The sequence below is a fragment of the Cognaticolwellia beringensis genome, from assembly GCF_002076895.1.
GTDB classification, from domain to species: Bacteria; Pseudomonadota; Gammaproteobacteria; order Enterobacterales; family Alteromonadaceae; genus Cognaticolwellia; species Cognaticolwellia beringensis.
Genome location: NZ_CP020465.1, coordinates 876387 through 892324, shown reverse-complemented (window position 1 = coordinate 892324; position 15938 = coordinate 876387). Strand labels below are relative to the sequence as shown.

14 protein-coding genes are annotated in these 15938 nt (G+C 39.4%); 6 read left to right on the top strand and 8 right to left on the bottom strand.

Going from position 1 to position 15938, the window contains the following annotated elements:
• Window positions 1-82: 82 nt before the first annotated feature.
• Window positions 83-2605 carry an Ig-like domain-containing protein gene (locus tag B5D82_RS03740; protein WP_081149348.1) on the bottom strand — a complete coding sequence of 841 codons (2523 nt, stop codon included), beginning with the start codon at window positions 2603-2605 and terminating at the stop codon, window positions 83-85.
• 459 nt (window positions 2606-3064) lie between these two features.
• Here B5D82_RS03740 and B5D82_RS03735 point away from each other — a divergent pair, with 459 nt between their 5' ends.
• Complete coding sequence (locus B5D82_RS03735; protein WP_081149346.1) at window positions 3065-4405, top strand: dicarboxylate/amino acid:cation symporter; 1341 nt, start codon at window positions 3065-3067, stop codon at window positions 4403-4405.
• A 79-nt stretch (window positions 4406-4484) separates the two neighbouring features.
• Here B5D82_RS03735 and kdsA read toward each other — a convergent pair whose 3' ends face one another.
• From kdsA to hemA, 7 genes are all read right to left on the bottom strand, one after another.
• Entirely contained in the window at window positions 4485-5327 is an 843-nt protein-coding gene (gene kdsA / locus B5D82_RS03730; RefSeq protein WP_081149344.1) for a 3-deoxy-8-phosphooctulonate synthase, read from the bottom strand.
• Between the two features lie 36 nt (window positions 5328-5363).
• Window positions 5364-6626: a DUF819 family protein gene (locus B5D82_RS03725; RefSeq protein ID WP_081149343.1), complete on the bottom strand. Its 1263-nt coding sequence runs from the start codon at window positions 6624-6626 to the stop codon at window positions 5364-5366.
• Between the two features lie 71 nt (window positions 6627-6697).
• Window positions 6698-7498 (bottom strand): SirB1 family protein, encoded by an 801-nt coding sequence (locus B5D82_RS03720; RefSeq protein ID WP_081149341.1) that lies wholly within the window; start codon window positions 7496-7498, stop codon window positions 6698-6700.
• 38 nt (window positions 7499-7536) lie between these two features.
• Window positions 7537-7911 (bottom strand): SirB2 family protein, encoded by a 375-nt coding sequence (locus B5D82_RS03715; protein ID WP_081149340.1) that lies wholly within the window; start codon window positions 7909-7911, stop codon window positions 7537-7539.
• 31 nt (window positions 7912-7942) lie between these two features.
• Window positions 7943-8782, bottom strand: coding sequence for a peptide chain release factor N(5)-glutamine methyltransferase (prmC, locus tag B5D82_RS03710; protein WP_081154283.1), 840 nt, complete (start codon window positions 8780-8782; stop codon window positions 7943-7945).
• A gap of 50 nt (window positions 8783-8832) precedes the next feature.
• Window positions 8833-9921 (bottom strand): peptide chain release factor 1, encoded by a 1089-nt coding sequence (gene prfA, locus B5D82_RS03705; RefSeq protein WP_081149338.1) that lies wholly within the window; start codon window positions 9919-9921, stop codon window positions 8833-8835.
• Between the two features lie 187 nt (window positions 9922-10108).
• Window positions 10109-11377, bottom strand: coding sequence for a glutamyl-tRNA reductase (gene hemA, locus B5D82_RS03700; RefSeq protein WP_081154281.1), 1269 nt, complete (start codon window positions 11375-11377; stop codon window positions 10109-10111).
• 303 nt (window positions 11378-11680) lie between these two features.
• On the opposite strand from hemA, the gene lolB reads away from it, so the two are divergent.
• The 5 genes from lolB (at window position 11681) to pth (ending at window position 15912) form a co-directional block, all read left to right on the top strand.
• Entirely contained in the window at window positions 11681-12295 is a 615-nt protein-coding gene (lolB, locus tag B5D82_RS03695) for a lipoprotein insertase outer membrane protein LolB (protein ID WP_157673834.1), read from the top strand.
• Window positions 12296-12299: 4 nt separating this feature from the next.
• Entirely contained in the window at window positions 12300-13166 is an 867-nt protein-coding gene (gene ispE, locus B5D82_RS03690) for a 4-(cytidine 5'-diphospho)-2-C-methyl-D-erythritol kinase (protein ID WP_081149335.1), read from the top strand.
• Window positions 13167-13289: 123 nt separating this feature from the next.
• On the top strand, window positions 13290-14237 hold the full coding sequence (locus B5D82_RS03685; protein ID WP_081149333.1) for a ribose-phosphate pyrophosphokinase: 948 nt from the start codon (window positions 13290-13292) through the stop codon (window positions 14235-14237).
• A 314-nt stretch (window positions 14238-14551) separates the two neighbouring features.
• A complete protein-coding gene (locus B5D82_RS03680) occupies window positions 14552-15184 on the top strand; it encodes a 50S ribosomal protein L25/general stress protein Ctc (protein WP_081149332.1) in 633 nt (210 codons plus the stop codon).
• A 143-nt stretch (window positions 15185-15327) separates the two neighbouring features.
• Window positions 15328-15912, top strand: a complete 585-nt coding sequence (gene pth / locus B5D82_RS03675; RefSeq protein WP_081149330.1) for an aminoacyl-tRNA hydrolase — start codon at window positions 15328-15330, stop codon at window positions 15910-15912.
• Window positions 15913-15938 lie beyond the last annotated feature (26 nt).

Here is a 15938-nt window from a genome sequence, read left to right as displayed (position 1 = left end):
GCTACTCTTCTGCCATTTTTAATTAAACTATAAAAAAACCGCTTAAAAGCGGTTTTTTTTTATCAATGAAAACTACATATCGTTATTGAATCACGATATTAATGCCACTAAAGACTGTCGTTACTCCGCCTAGTGTTTCAACTTGTATTTGCAAAGGCCCTCTCGTTGGCTCTGCCACACCTTTAACTGCCACACTAAAAGCACTACCACCATTAACGGCATGACTTGGCCATTTATAGATAGGATTTCCAAGTATGCTACCAACACCGGCTACAAAGGTAACAGTTGTTTCTGCTGGCATAGGTTGATTATGCAAGTCAGCAATGACAATACTTACGGTTCCTGTACTTTCCCCGGCAATATATAAAGTGTTATCAGCTGCATTAAAGTTTGGATCCGTATTAACAATTGCATCATTTGTCGCTGTTACTGTAATAAATGGAGAGCTGCCTGACATTACGATAATAGCTGAACCCCGAACATTAGTTGATACTTTTTCAGACTTCTTAGTTGGGTCTGGCTCATCATCAGGATCTGCACAATATTGATTTGCTATTTCAGTACCAGGGTTTGTTACATCATTTAAACCACACAAAATACCATTATATGCACCATCTTCAATATCGAAGGTACCATTGGAATTAAAGTCAGTGAACTCTTCTAATTCACCGCCGGTTTCACCGCTAGATTCTGCAGGGTTGTAGACACCATCTTCATTATGATCGACAAAGGCTTCTTTTAAGTCATAAAGCCTATCACCAACATCCAAACCTTGGAACAAAGTATATTCACTTTCATCAAAACGACCATTGCCATTTTTATCAGGAAAAGACTCCTCTCCTATAGCTGTTGCTAAAATCGTTGCACGGCCACCATATTCTTGCCCTAAGTAATTTTTACCATTAGGGAGCGGAAGTCTAGCACAGAATATTGTAGGGTCTGCGTCATTGGCAACTGAACAAAAACTATTTGTTAACGTTTGGCCTGCAGGTCTAGGGTTTTGACTACGCCAATTAACACTACATCTACCGTTAAGCGTTAAACATGATGGTTCAATAGCACCACCTTCTGTAGTAAAATATATCGCGGTATCATCAGGTACAGGGTTGTTAAAAGCATCGGCCATCAATACGGTCACAGGTACTTCTACATTATCAACACTCCATGCTTCAGGGTTAGCAACACCTCTTGATAAACTGAAACTATCTTGATCAGGTATACCCGTTGATACCACTAACTGGTTCGACTGCGTAAATACAATTGAACCATCTAGCGCTTCAGTTGAAGCAGTTACACGAACAGTCGCCCCAACAGTACCGGAATTAACCACCGTTTGGACAATACCTTGCGCGTTAGATGTCGCATTATTTTGGCTTAAATTAATACCACCGCGATTAGTATTTAACGCAAAGTTAACTTCGCGATTATTATAAGGATTGCCATCAGTGTCTTTTACTTTAAACACTACCGTTGAGCTCTCTGAACCCCCAACAATACCTGCACCAACAATACCAATGTTTTCTGGAGTCGCCGAAACGAACTCAATACTGCCAATATCTGCAGCTAGAACACTTATTGTTGCATTGGCTGATAAATTAATACCGCCAGCATTTGCTGTTACATTGATTGGGTCATTACCAACACAGCCTTGCGCTAAATAAGTACTCGTAGCTACACCGTTTGAAGTAGTGATTGGGCTACTTAACGTTGCTGTAGACTGAACAGCACAACCAGAAGAGAAATTAACTTCAACAGGTTCGGTGAATAAATTGCCTTGGTCATCAACTATAGATACCGAGAGGACGCTAGTTCCGCCCGCTGATATTTCAGGCAAACTTATATTAGCAACACCTTCGACAAACGGGGTACCACTCCCCATGGAAACTGTTGAAGAACCGACCACGAATAAAACTTGACCCGTTTCTCCGCTAACAATGGAAGCTATAATAGTTCCTGCGCCTAAACTTTCTCCAGCAAATACATCAACAGTTGCTTCTCCATTACTATTTGTTAAAGCTGAGGCAATAGGAATTTCACCAACAGATGAAGTGAAACTAACTATAACTGGAGCACTTATGCCATTTATAGACGCGATAGCTTTACCTGGTTTTGACGAAGTCACTGTGTCGGTCGGATTACCATTTGAATCAACTAAAGCAACACTAATATTGATATCGCCCACTACATTTATATCATCACCTTGAGTGGTAAAACCTAGAGGTGTTGTTGAACTTTCACCAGAAGATACAGAAGCCGATATTTCGCTTGCTCCGCGCACACTACCCGCTGTCAGCGTTATTGTAGCAATACCACTATCACTAGTTAATGCAGTACCGGATGTCGGTGAAAACGAACCTAATCCAGTGGTAAAAGTAACCGCTCTTCCTACAACCGGATCCGCGCCTTGCATAACCGTCGCAGAAACAGTTACTGGCGCTGCGCCTGTTACTGTTGTATCTGAAATAGCTAAAGAAATCGTTATAGCGTCTGATGAACTACCATCACCGCTGCCATCTGGGGTTTCAGTGAACCCACCACTACTACCGCCACAACCCACTAAGGTTGCAAACAGTAAAATTAAACTAAAGCGTTGAAGTAGCGCCATAAAAAGCATCTCCCTGGTATTTTTATCAACTTATCCCATCTTAACCGAATTTTTATAAAAAGGTCAGTGATTAACAAAAAAAACATAATTTATTGAAAATAATTGGCTTTTAAGACTAGTAATCGGTTCGTTTCCCTAAGAATAACAATGTAATTCATTATTTATTTAGACAATTTATCAGCAACCAAATAGCTTTAGCTAAAATGTTATAACGATTTAGGGGAATATTGATTGAATAATTAGAGTGACCCTACATTTATTTTTGGTAGATCATCTTGGTTTTAATGCTCTGATAAACACAATCAGCCATGAGCGTCAGTTTATAGCGCTCAAATTTTGTAACAATCAAAGCAATGATAAAATTAATCTCATAAAATCAAAGCCCCCTAAAGTTTTATCATTTGATTTCTGTTCGTCGCAATAACATAATAAGGCATCGTACATTAAAACTAGAAAAATATGGCTGAAAAAAAGCAAGCAAGTTTAACGACTAGAATTGTTACCGGCATGGTTGCAGGTATTCTCGTTGGCACAATTTTACAATGGCTAATGCCTGACGGCTCAGATCTTGTCATTCCTTTATATCTATTTGATTTTTCACTGCGCGGCTTTTTTGTTGATGGTGTTTTTGAAGTTATTGGGCAAATATTTATTTCTAGCCTGCAAATGCTAGTGGTGCCTTTAGTCTTCGTATCCTTAATTTGTGGCACCTGTTCGCTAAAAGACACCACTAAGCTAGGTAGAATTGGTGGTAAAGCTATTGGCCTATACTTGTTAACAACTGCCATTGCCATTAGTTTTGCGATGAGCTTAGCTTTACTGGTTAGCCCTGGTGAAGGCGTTAACATGGTAGCAGGCACAACCTTTACTAGCCGAGAAGCCCCTTCGCTTGCGCAAGTTTTGATTCAAATGTTCCCAAGTAATCCGTTTGCTGCTTTTGCTCAAGGCAATATGTTGCAAGTCATTATTTTTGCCTTATTATTTGGTATCGCTATTGCGCTATCCGGTAAAGCCGGCGATCGCATTGCGGCAATGTTCGAAGATATGAGTGTTGTGGTTATGCGTCTGGTGACTATATTAATGAACATTGCACCTTATGGCGTATTTTGTTTATTAGCAGGTTTATTCACCGATGTATCGTTAAGCACCTTCGGCAATTTAATAGAATACTTCATGGTAGTGGTTGCTGCATTATTACTGCATGCCTTTATCACCTATCCTGTTTTGCTCAAACTACTTACTGGCTTAAACCCATTAACCTTTTTAAAGAAAATGCGCGATACCGCCATTTTTGCTTTTTCCACTTCAAGTAGTAATGCCACATTACCTATTACGTTAGAAACAACGACTAAAAAAATGGGTGTTAAAAACTCTATTGCTTCTTTTACCGTACCATTAGGTGCAACCATTAACATGGACGGCACTGCGATTATGCAAGGTGTTGCCACGGTATTTATTGCACAAGTATTTAGCCAAGACTTAACCTTAACTGACTATTTAATGGTTATACTAACAGCGACTTTAGCGTCAATCGGTACAGCAGGCGTGCCAGGCGTTGGCTTAATTATGTTAGCTATGGTGCTGGAGCAAGTGGGTTTACCTGTTGAAGGTATTGCACTAATTATTGGTGTCGACCGCTTATTGGATATGACGCGAACTGCGGTTAATGTTACTGGAGATAGTATGGTGACCGTTATTGTTGGTAAGTCTGAGGATCAATTCGACGAAGCCGTATTTAACGATCCAGATGCCGGCAAAATCATCGAAGATATCGACTTTCATCATTTAGATAAAAGCTAATATTATTCATTAATTTTTCTATCAAAAATGGCGCTAATTAGCGCCATTTCTTTTACGTAAACTCTCAACCGATTTTTATTTAACCCGTAATAAGCGGCTCAAAACTTTTAACTAAATCATCTATGCCTTTCATTTGTGCTAAATATGGCTCTAGTTTATCAAGCGGTAATGCACAAGGTCCGTCACATTTGGCTTGTAACGGATCTGGATGTGCTTCGATAAATAAGCCTGCAATACCCAATGCCATACCACTACGGGCTAACTGTGCGGCTTTAGCGCGACGTCCATCAGCAGAATCAGCTCGACCACCAGGTTGTTGTAATGCATGTGTAGCGTCAAAAATTACCGGTGCATAGTCTTTCATCTCATCCATGGCTAACATATCAACAATTAAATTATTGTAGCCAAAACAACTACCGCGTTCACAAAGAATAATATCTTCGTTACCCGACTCAGCAAATTTGTTGATGATATGGCGCATTTCATGAGCGGCAAGAAACTGTGGTTTTTTCACGTTAATAATCGCACCAGTCTTTGCCATAGCTACGACTAAATCAGTTTGACGAGCTAAGAACGCTGGTAGCTGAATAATATCAGCAACTTCGGCAACCGGTGCAGCCTGATATATTTCATGTACGTCGGTAATAATTGGCACATTAAACGTAGATTTAATTTCTTCAAAAATCTTTAACCCTTCGTCCAAGCCTGGACCACGATACGAGCTAACCGAGGAACGGTTAGCTTTATCAAACGAAGCTTTAAACACATATGGAATATTGAGCTTTTGAGTTACTTCAACATAATGCTCGGCAATGGTCATCGCTAAATCGCGCGACTCAAGCACATTCATGCCACCAAATAATACAAAAGGTTTATCGTTTGCGATATCAATATCGCCCAGTGAAATTAATTGCTTTGTCATAATATTTCCAAATTTATCTATAGATTAGCGGCTGCTTTAGCTGCCAACAATTCTTAACAATTGGCCACATAACCATGCCATATAAGTACCTAAAGCATAGCCAAAAACGGCTAACAAAACCCCGACAGGTGCAAGTGACGGGTGGAATGCCGATGCAATGACCGGAGCAGATGCTGCACCACCAATATTAGCTTTACTGCCGACCGCTAAATAAAATACCGGTGCTTTTATAAATTTGCGCACAGCAAACAATAATATTACGTGTACTGCCATCCAGATTAAACCAATGACCATATATTTAGGTGCTTCAACAATTTGTGTAATATCCATATGCAAGCCGATAGTCGCCACTAAAACATAAAGAAAACTACTTCCAACTTTTGAAGCTCCCACTGATTCTAGCTTTCTCACTTTCGTAAAAGAAAGCGCAAGTCCGATGCTGGTTACTAATACAATAATCCAGAATAATTTGCTGTGTAAACTAAACTTCTTTAGTTCAGGATAATTGTTTTGAAAAAATGGTACTAAATAATCAGCCGCTAAATGTGCTAAACCAGCTGCGCCAAAACCAACGGCTAGAATAAGCATATAATCTTTCAGCTCAGGCTGTTTTGAATTCTCTCGAGTCTCTGCCTCAACTTTTTCAATCAAACGGTCGATACTCGATGTATCTGCACCATTTTTTGCATCAATACGCTTATGGTTCGCTGCCATATAAAGTAAAAATGCCATCCAAATATTGGCGACAACAATATCAACCGTTACCATAATGGTAAATATTTTACCGTCTGCACCGTATATTTCTTTCATGGCTAGCATATTTGCGCCACCACCGATCCAGCTGCCCGCAAGAGCTGCCATACCGCGCCAAACAGCATCAGGACCAGAAACACCAATTAACTCAGGCCATACCACTGAAACAATTAACAAGGCTATTGGTCCACCGATGATCACACCAACCGTACCGGTTAAAAACATAATAATGGCTTTACTGCCTAAGCCAGCAATCGCTTTAATATCTATGCTAAGTGTTAACAATACTAAACATGCAGGTAAGAGAAAATATTTTGCTACTTCATCAACTTGGCTAACATCAGCACTAACAATGCCAAAGGTATTTAATAGTGATGGGAGTAAATAACACATTAACAGTGCTGGAACATATTTATAGAATGAACGACAAGCCGCGTTTTGACTGTTTGATGTATAAAAAACAAAACCTAAAATTAGCGCTAAAATTCCGAGCACGGTGGCATCGTTCGTGATCAATGGCGCATTAGCCAAGACTGTATCTTGCATTACTTATCCTTTTAATTTTTACAATTTACGCTGTTGTTAATTGTTATACTTTTTAAACAGGTAAATTTTTATTAGTGTAATATCGTATCTGAAATTGAAATTTTATCTAGTTCCAGCTTCAATAGCTGTGCAGCTGGATCTTTTGGGCATTGCTCAACAAAGTATTGATAATCATCATAAGCGACTTTGAAACAGTCTAGCTGGTGCAATAAAAAACCACGATCACGGCGTTCAAATGGGTCATTCGGGTTCAGTGCTAATAGCATATCAACACACTTTAACGCATCATCGTAAGCCTGTTCACGTATAAACGCAGCTTTAAGACTCGTGATATGTTCCAGCACTAAACTTTCTTGTTTCATTATATCTAGTGTTACTTCAAATGGGTCGCCTGAAATCTCATTCATGCGCACATCTAGCTCATGCCAATTTAGCGACTCACCGGTTACGGGATCAAATATAATGGCATAATTGTCATCGCATATTATTCTCAACATGGCTTTTTCAGGTACAAAAACAATGTCAGTTTTACAATCACAGGCATTAGCTACATACGCAATAAGTACCGCTTTCAAGATGGGTGAGATCAGTTTATGCGCTAACGCTGTTGATGTCTGATATGAAATTACTGGCCAATTTTGTTGCTGGTTATCAATAAAAAGTTGATCAACAAATAAGGCATTAATCAATACCTCAGCACGTTCAATAGGGTCTTTTATTTCATCAGTTTCAGCTTGGCAATAACCCACCAGTTCATCCAATTCACTTTGAACAGCAGTTTTCTTGCCAAAAATAAACTCTTCGACTAATAAAAAAGTTTGTAATAATTCATTTTTTTCAGATTTAATCTCTGATAACAACAATTCGTTCATGCATACTCTATTAATTTTTAATACTTAATTTTAGCGGCTTATAAGCCAGCTAAAAATACGGTTTCCTTGCTTATGGCGATACGCACAATCAGCATTATCCAACCTATAGCACCCAAAAACCCAATAACTTGCATGGTACGATTGCGCGCTAATTTAAGGGTGTAGTAACCAGTAAAAATATAAGCAAATACAGCGAATATTTTTTCGGCTAACCATAATTGTTCACCTGGGTTTATCGACAGTTTAATCGCTAAAGCAATACCAAGACCCAGCAGTAAGGTATCGATAATATGTGGGGCAATTTTCAGCCATTTCAATGACAATTTATTTGAATTAGCTAACGTTAAAGCGAAACGAAAGGTAAACAGTAAAATACTGATCACGGCAACGGTCATATGTAAATGTTTAAGCATGATGAACTCCATTAAGTTTATATTTTATTATTTATATTGAGTAACAAGCCCGAGTAATTCGGTCGTTGTTACTGTAATCTTTTATTGTTTCAATTTCGCTGTAAGCTAAATCCGCTAAAACTTTTTGTACAGCAATACTTTGCTCAAAGCCGTGTTCAATATACAAAAAGCCACCAGGCTTTAAGAAATTTAATGCTTGGCTAGCAATAATTTTAATATCAGCTAAGCCGTTATCCGCTGCAACTAGAGCGCTTTTAGGCTCATATCTAACATCGCCTTCATTAAGGTGATGGTCATGCTCATCGATATACGGTGGATTACTGACAATAATATCAAAACGCTTATCACTAGAAACCTCATTAAACCAATCACTTTGATAAATATTCACCTGTGATAAATTTAAATTATTGGCGTTGCTAATGGCAAGCGCTACGGCATCATGACTATAATCAACAGCCTCTATTATCCACTGAGGTCGCTCCGATGCTAAAGCTAAAGCGATGGCACCGGTACCTGTGCCTAAATCTAAACAATTTAAGCTTGCGAAATCGTGATGAGACAAAACAAGTTCAACCAGCACTTCGGTATCTGGACGAGGTATTAAGGTAGCGGGAGACACTTGCAATGGTAATGACCAAAACTCGCGCAGTTTAACAATATAGGCGATGGGTTCGCCCTGAAACCTGCGCGACAGTAAATCAGCAAAATGTTGAGTCTGCTCTATAGACAACTTATGCTCAGGCCACGTTAATAAAAAGCTCGGTGATTTGTCAATTACAAAGCAAATCAATAGCTCAGTATCTAATTTAGCGCTGTCTGAATGAGGCAACAAAAGTTGCTCACCAAAAGTAATTAATTTAGCAATGGTCATCGTGGACAAATGTTCAACCGATAACCCTTGCTCACATGCTGATTCAATCACTAATGCTGCTCTGAAAGCTCTGCCAATAAGTCGGCCTGACTTTCTTGCATAATTGGCTCAAGTATCAAGTGTAAATTACCTTCCATAATTTCGTTTAAACGATAAAGCGTTAGGTTGATACGGTGATCACTCATACGGCCTTGTGGGAAGTTATAAGTACGAATTCGCTCAGAGCGATCGCCACTCGCCACTAAGTTACGACGAGAAGACTCTTCGGCACTACGACGTTTTTCGTCTTCGGCTTGCTGCAAGCGCGCTTGTAAAACTGACATCGCTTGCGCACGGTTTTTATGCTGTGAGCGTTGGTCTTGACATTCAACTACCACGCCACTTGGAATGTGAGTAATACGAATAGCTGAATCGGTTTTGTTAACGTGTTGTCCACCTGCCCCTGACGCGCGGAAGGTATCTACTTTCAAATCTGCTTTATTGATTTCAATCGCTTGTGACTCTGGAATTTCAGGCATTACAACCACAGTACAAGCAGAAGTATGCACACGACCTTGTGATTCTGTTTCCGGTACACGTTGTACACGGTGACCACCAGATTCATACTTCATTTGGCCGTAAACGCCAACACCATTAACCTTAACGACAATTTCTTTAAAGCCGCCTTGCTCGCTTATATTGGAGTTCATTAGTTCGATTTTCCAGCCTTGCTTTTCTGCGTAACGGCTGTACATACGGAATAAGTCACCTACAAAAATAGCGGCTTCATCGCCACCTGCACCGGCGCGAATTTCAACAAAGCAATTGTTATCGTCTTTAGGATCACGAGGTAATAACAACACTTGCAGCTCGCCAGTCATTTCTTCTACCGCTTTCTTAGCCGCTTTAAACTCTTCTTGCGCCATTTCACGCATATCAGGGTCTTCATCTTTAAGCATTTCTTCTGCCGTAGCAAAATCATTTTCCGCTTCTTGATAGGCATGAAAAGCAGATGTGACCACTTCTAATTGTGAGAATTCTTTTGATAAAGCTTGGAATTTCTCTTGATTGGAAATAGTTTCAGGATCAGACAATAACGCTTGAACTTCTTCAAAGCGTTCGACAAGTATCTCAAGTTTTTGGTAAACAGATTTATTCATTAAATGATCTTATATAGTCAATAATTGATTAATTACCCGCGCATTATATTCCACTAAGCGGGTAATTTATACTAAATAGGGTGCAATCGAGCAGTATAAAGAGCTTAGCTATGAGATACAACGGGTGTGGAGTTAGCGAAAGGTAATTTATTGATAACTTATTTTCAGCAATTGAATAAATTAAGGGCTACTTTTTATCTTCTATGTTGAAAATATCACGCAAGTACATAAGTCTATCAAGCTCCCCACCTTGTGCGGCCGACTGTATTGCACTTGTCGGTGCATGCATAAACTTATTGGTTAACTTAGTGGCAAGTTCGGCAATTACCGCTTCAGGGTTTTTATCCGCCGCTAATTGTTGCATGGCTTTTTCAAGCAATTGATCACGATTATCTAAACACTGTTTACGATATGAAATCACCGTATCTTGAGTATTTAAGCCCCGCAACCATGACATAAAACTAGATGACTGCTCCGTAACAATACCTTCAGCCATTACCGCTTCTTTACGACGATTATCTAAATTTTTTGTAATAATATTTTGCAAGTCATCAACGGTGTAAAGAAATACGTCCTCGAGATCTGATACTTGTTCTTCAATATCACGAGGCACCGCTAAATCAACCATAAACATTGGACGGTGCTTTCTTTTCGTTAAGGCTTTTTCTACCATGCCTTTACCAATGATGGGTAAAGTGCTGGCTGTGGAACTGATCACGATATCGGCACTGGCCATCATTTCTGGGATTTGCGCCAGTGTAATAACATCGGCACCAAATTGTTTAGCCATATTTTCAGCGCGACTCAACGTGCGGTTAGCTACCGTAATATGACCAACATTATTTTCGTATAAATGCTTAGCCACTAACTCAATTGTTTCTCCAGCACCCACAAGCAAAACGCGGGTTTTGTCTAAACTAGCAAATATATGTTTTGCTAAATTAACGGCGGCAAAAGCAACAGACACGGCACTTGCGCCAATTTCGGTGTCCGTTCTAACTTGTTTAGCAACACCAAAAGTACGTTGAAAAAGGCGGTCCATAACTAACGCCATCGAGCCTGCAGCTTTGGCTTGTTTATAGGCTTGTTTCATTTGCCCCAATATTTGCGGCTCACCGAGTACTAAAGAATCTAAGCCACAAGCAACACGCATCATGTGGTTAACAGCCTGTTGGTCTTGATGCCAATATAAACTTGGGGTGATGGTAGATGCAGGTACATTATGATGTTGTTCTAACCAACGCACTAAACGTTCTTGCGTTAGCGTTACATCACCATCTTGCACTATGTATAACTCAGTTCGATTACAGGTAGATAAAATCGCAGCTTCTTTACAATCTACTGAATCGATCAGTTCTTGCAAAGCCGAGCTCAGGTTATCAGGGTTAAAAGATATTTTTTCCCTAACAGCAACCGGTGCGGTTTTATGATTGATACCTACTGCAACTATCGACATATGAATTATTGAGTCCAAAAAAGTAATGGCCGGCAAAGTCTGCGGCGAATGATTAACCATCGTGCGGCTTATATTATACGCATTTAATGACTATTTTGCGGTTTAATTAACAGCTTGAAATGACTAATTGATCTTATTATCAGCTAGATTTTGAAAAAAACCTATGATCTGCGACAAAAAATCGCGATAATTTTACGTAAAATCTCTTTCAATTGAAAGCATGTAAGCGATATGTTTTTGTTATTAGTTGTTGCTTCACTTGATGGAGCTAAGCTTTTTCATTTCAACCACGACAGGAATGCTATGTATAGTAAACGACTCATTACACTCTTTTTTGTTGGTATATTAAGTGCTTGTAGTAGCATTAATGACATTCCAGTCGAAAATAATCAAGCAAACCAAGATATAAATAGCCGTAATAAACAAGTATCACAACTTAATAGCTGGACTATAGCCGGAAAGATCGCCTTCATAAATAGTCAAAAGCGCCAAAGTGCCACGCTTCATTGGCAAAAAAATGCTGCAGATAAAACCGAGTCGTTAAATTTATCGACGTTATTTGGCATTAAAGTATTGGAGCTTAATCAACAGCAAGATAATTTCACATTGGAAGTTGACGGCAATGACTACAACACACAAGACTTAGACAGTTTAATCTTTGAACTTACGGGCTTAAACCTACCGACTAGAGCTATGAACCATTGGCTAAAAGGCTTAGCCTTCTTGCCAGATGACCAAGTCGTTTATCATGTAAAAACATTGCTACCTGAGTCTTTAACGAGTCATTATAATAACGAAAACTGGCTGATAAAATACAGCAAATATCATCATATTGGGCCTTATCAATTGGCTAAACAGCTAACCATCCGTCAAGGCGATTTAAGCATAAAAATCGTCATACATTCATGGAAAATTTAACGAGATGACCTTGAATAAAAAAACCTTCATTACATTTCCTTCACCAGCGAAACTTAACTTGTTTTTGCATATTGTCGGCCGAATGGACAACGGTTATCACCAACTAGAAACCGTTTTTCAGTTTCTAGATTATCACGATACTATTGCATTTAATGTCACTGTTGATAAAACAATAACACTACTGACACCCATCCCAGGCGTCGATAATCACGATAACTTAATCGTAAAAGCAGCCGAGTTATTACAAAGCTATACCAACTGTCAGCAAGGTGTCGACATTAAATTAGACAAGCGATTACCTATGGGTGGTGGCTTAGGTGGTGGTTCATCAAATGCCGCGACCGTGCTGCTCGCGCTTAATGCGCTCTGGCGAACTAAGCTCACGACTGCACAACTAGCTGACCTTGGTTTAAAATTGGGTGCTGACGTGCCAATATTTATCCATGGCTTTGCCGCGTTTGCCCAAGGAATTGGCGAACAACTAACTCCGGCCTCGCCAAAAACTTATTGGTACTTAATTTCAAAACCTAATTGCAGTATTTCTACACAAAGCGTTTTTACCGCAACAGATTTAACTCGCGATACGCCATCTATACGCTACAGCGATGAAAATATCGATAATTATCACAATGATTGCCAATTTTGGGTAATAAAACACTACCCCGAGGTTGCCAAACTACTGGCTTGGTTGATAGAATACGCGCCGTCCCAGATGACAGGAACTGGCGCGTGTATATTTTCACGTTTTAGCTCTAAACATGACGCGTGCTACGTGCAATCTTTACTACCTACTGGTATAGAATCATTCGTAGCCGAAGGACTAAATCAATCGCCCTTACATGCTGCAATTGCGGCAGTAAACGACAATTAAGTTCGGATAAAATTAATATAAATGCCATTAAAACTGGCAAAAATAAAATAATTTGCTGATATTTAACTTACCGTTTTATTCAGTATCGTAATTTAAATGTCAAAAGTTTCTGAGGAACTGACAGTGCCTGACATGAAGATCTTTGCGGGTAACGCCACCCCTGAACTGGCCAAACAAATCGCTAATCGTCTATATATCACCTTAGGCGAAGCCAAGATTGGTAGTTTTAGTGATGGTGAAATTAGTGTTGAAATCACTGAAAACGTGCGTGGTGCGGATGTTTTTATTATTCAATCAACATGTGCCCCAACCAACGATAACTTAATGGAATTAATCGTGATGATTGATGCGCTTCGTCGTGCATCAGCTGGACGTATTACTGCCGTTATGCCTTATTTTGGCTATGCTCGTCAAGACCGTCGCGTTCGTAGTGCTCGTGTACCTATCACGGCAAAAGTTGTGGCTGACTTCTTATCAAGTGTAGGCGTTGACCGTGTATTAACGGTTGATTTACACGCAGAACAAATCCAAGGCTTTTTTGATGTACCAGTGGATAACGTTTTTGGTACACCGATTTTATTAGAAGATATGCTGGCACGTAACATTGAAAACCCAGTAGTCGTTTCTCCTGATATTGGTGGTGTTGTTCGTGCTCGTGCGGTGGCTAAACTATTGGATGATGCAGATCTTGCCATTATTGATAAACGTCGCCCTAAAGCTAACGTTGCACAAGTTATGCATATCATTGGTGATGTTAAGGGCCGTGATTGCTTCATCGTAGATGACATGATCGACACTGGCGGAACACTTGCAAAAGCAGCAGAAGCATTAAAAGAACACGGTGCTAAACGCGTATTTGCTTATGCAACTCACCCAGTACTTTCTGGTAATGCGGCTGAAAATTTAAAAAATTCAGTTATTGATGAAGTTGTTGTGACTGATTCAATTCCATTATCAGATGAAATTAAAGCGCTAGGTAATGTTCGTCAACTGACCTTAAGTGGTATGTTGTCAGAAGCCATTCGTCGTGTATGTAACGAAGAGTCTATCTCTGCAATGTTTGATGCGTAAGCGTTAAGCAAAAATTGTATTGTTAAAAAAGCACCTATGGGTGCTTTTTTTATACTTACAAATTACTATTATGGCAATCAGCTCTCGAATTGCTATAAGCCCCGCGCTTGAGGTAATACCAAGTTGGTATAAGATTTAAAGATAAGTAATGGATCTCGTGTCGCTTGGGTGTTATCATGCTGCGCCTTTTTTAGCTAATTACGCTGAGTAAGTTACTTAGTTGACTGCTTAGTAAGTAAAAAGTTAATACAGGAACAGGTTGCTTTTGGTCGCAAAAAGTAACAACCTTTAATTATTAAATAATGGATATTACCATGACAGATTTATTTACATTGGATGCTGAAGTACGTACAGATTTAGGGAAAGGTGCGAGCCGCCGCCTACGTCACGCGAACAAAGTTCCAGCAATTATATACGGTGAAGGCAAAGAGCCTGTTTCTTTAACGTTAGAGCACAAAAATGTTTTCCGTGCACAACAAGAAGAAGCATTCTACTCTCACGTTTTAACAATTAACGTTGACGGCAAGCCTGTTGAATGTCTTTTAAAAGATATGCAACGTCACCCGTTCAAGCAAGTTGTAATGCACTTAGATTTTTTACGTATTAACGCTAAAAATGCTGTACAAGTTAATGCTCCAATTCATTTCCTTAATGAAGAAGAAGCAGAGAAACTTGGTGGCACTATGGCTCACCATATGAATGAAATCGCAATTACATGTTTACCTGCTGACATTCCTGAGTACATCGAAATTGATGTTGCTAACTTAGAAGTTGGTCAAACGTTACATTTATCAGATATCACCTTACCTAAAGGCGTTACTTCTGACGAATTAGCTAAAGGCGAAAGCCATGACCAAGCAGTTGTTACTTTAAATGCTGCTAAAGTTGTAGTTGAAGATGAAGACGACAGCGCACCTGAAGCACCTACAGAAGCTCCAGCTGAGTAATAGTTAACATTATTCAAAATGAATAGGCTTAAAGGGAAGTGTTTTTACGACATGCCCTTTAAGCTTTTTAGTTTTAAATGTACTTGTTTTAAATGTATTTGAGCTTATAAACATAAGTTTCAACAACAAGAGTAAACTATTAGATGGCGATTCAGTTAGTAGTCGGCTTAGGAAATCCAGGTTCCGAATACAGTAAAACCCGTCATAATGCTGGTGATTGGTTCGTTCAAGAACTTGCTTCACGTTATAACATTTCACTAAAGCCAGAAAAAAAATATTCAGGTCTATACGGTAAAGGATTAATTGCTGGGCAATTAGTTCATCTTCTAATACCTACCACTTTTATGAATCGTAGTGGACAGGCCGTAGCACCATTAGCCAACTTTTTTCGTATTCCCGTTGAAAATATACTCGTTGCTCACGATGAGTTAGATATGTTACCAGGCGTTTGTAAAATCAAACTGGGTGGCGGTCACGGTGGCCACAATGGCTTACGCGACATAATTTCAAGTATGGCTAATAACAGAGAATTTTATCGGTTACGCATTGGCATTGATCATCCAGGTCATCGCGACCGCGTTACTGGGCATGTACTTGGTAAAGCACCTGCCATCGAACAAAACTTAATAGACCAAGCGATAGACGAAGCTGCACGCTGTTTTGAAATTTGGCAAAAAGACGATGTGAAAAAAGCACAAAATCGTCTACATTCTTTTAAAGCGCAATAAACATTATTGCGTCAACATAATAGGTA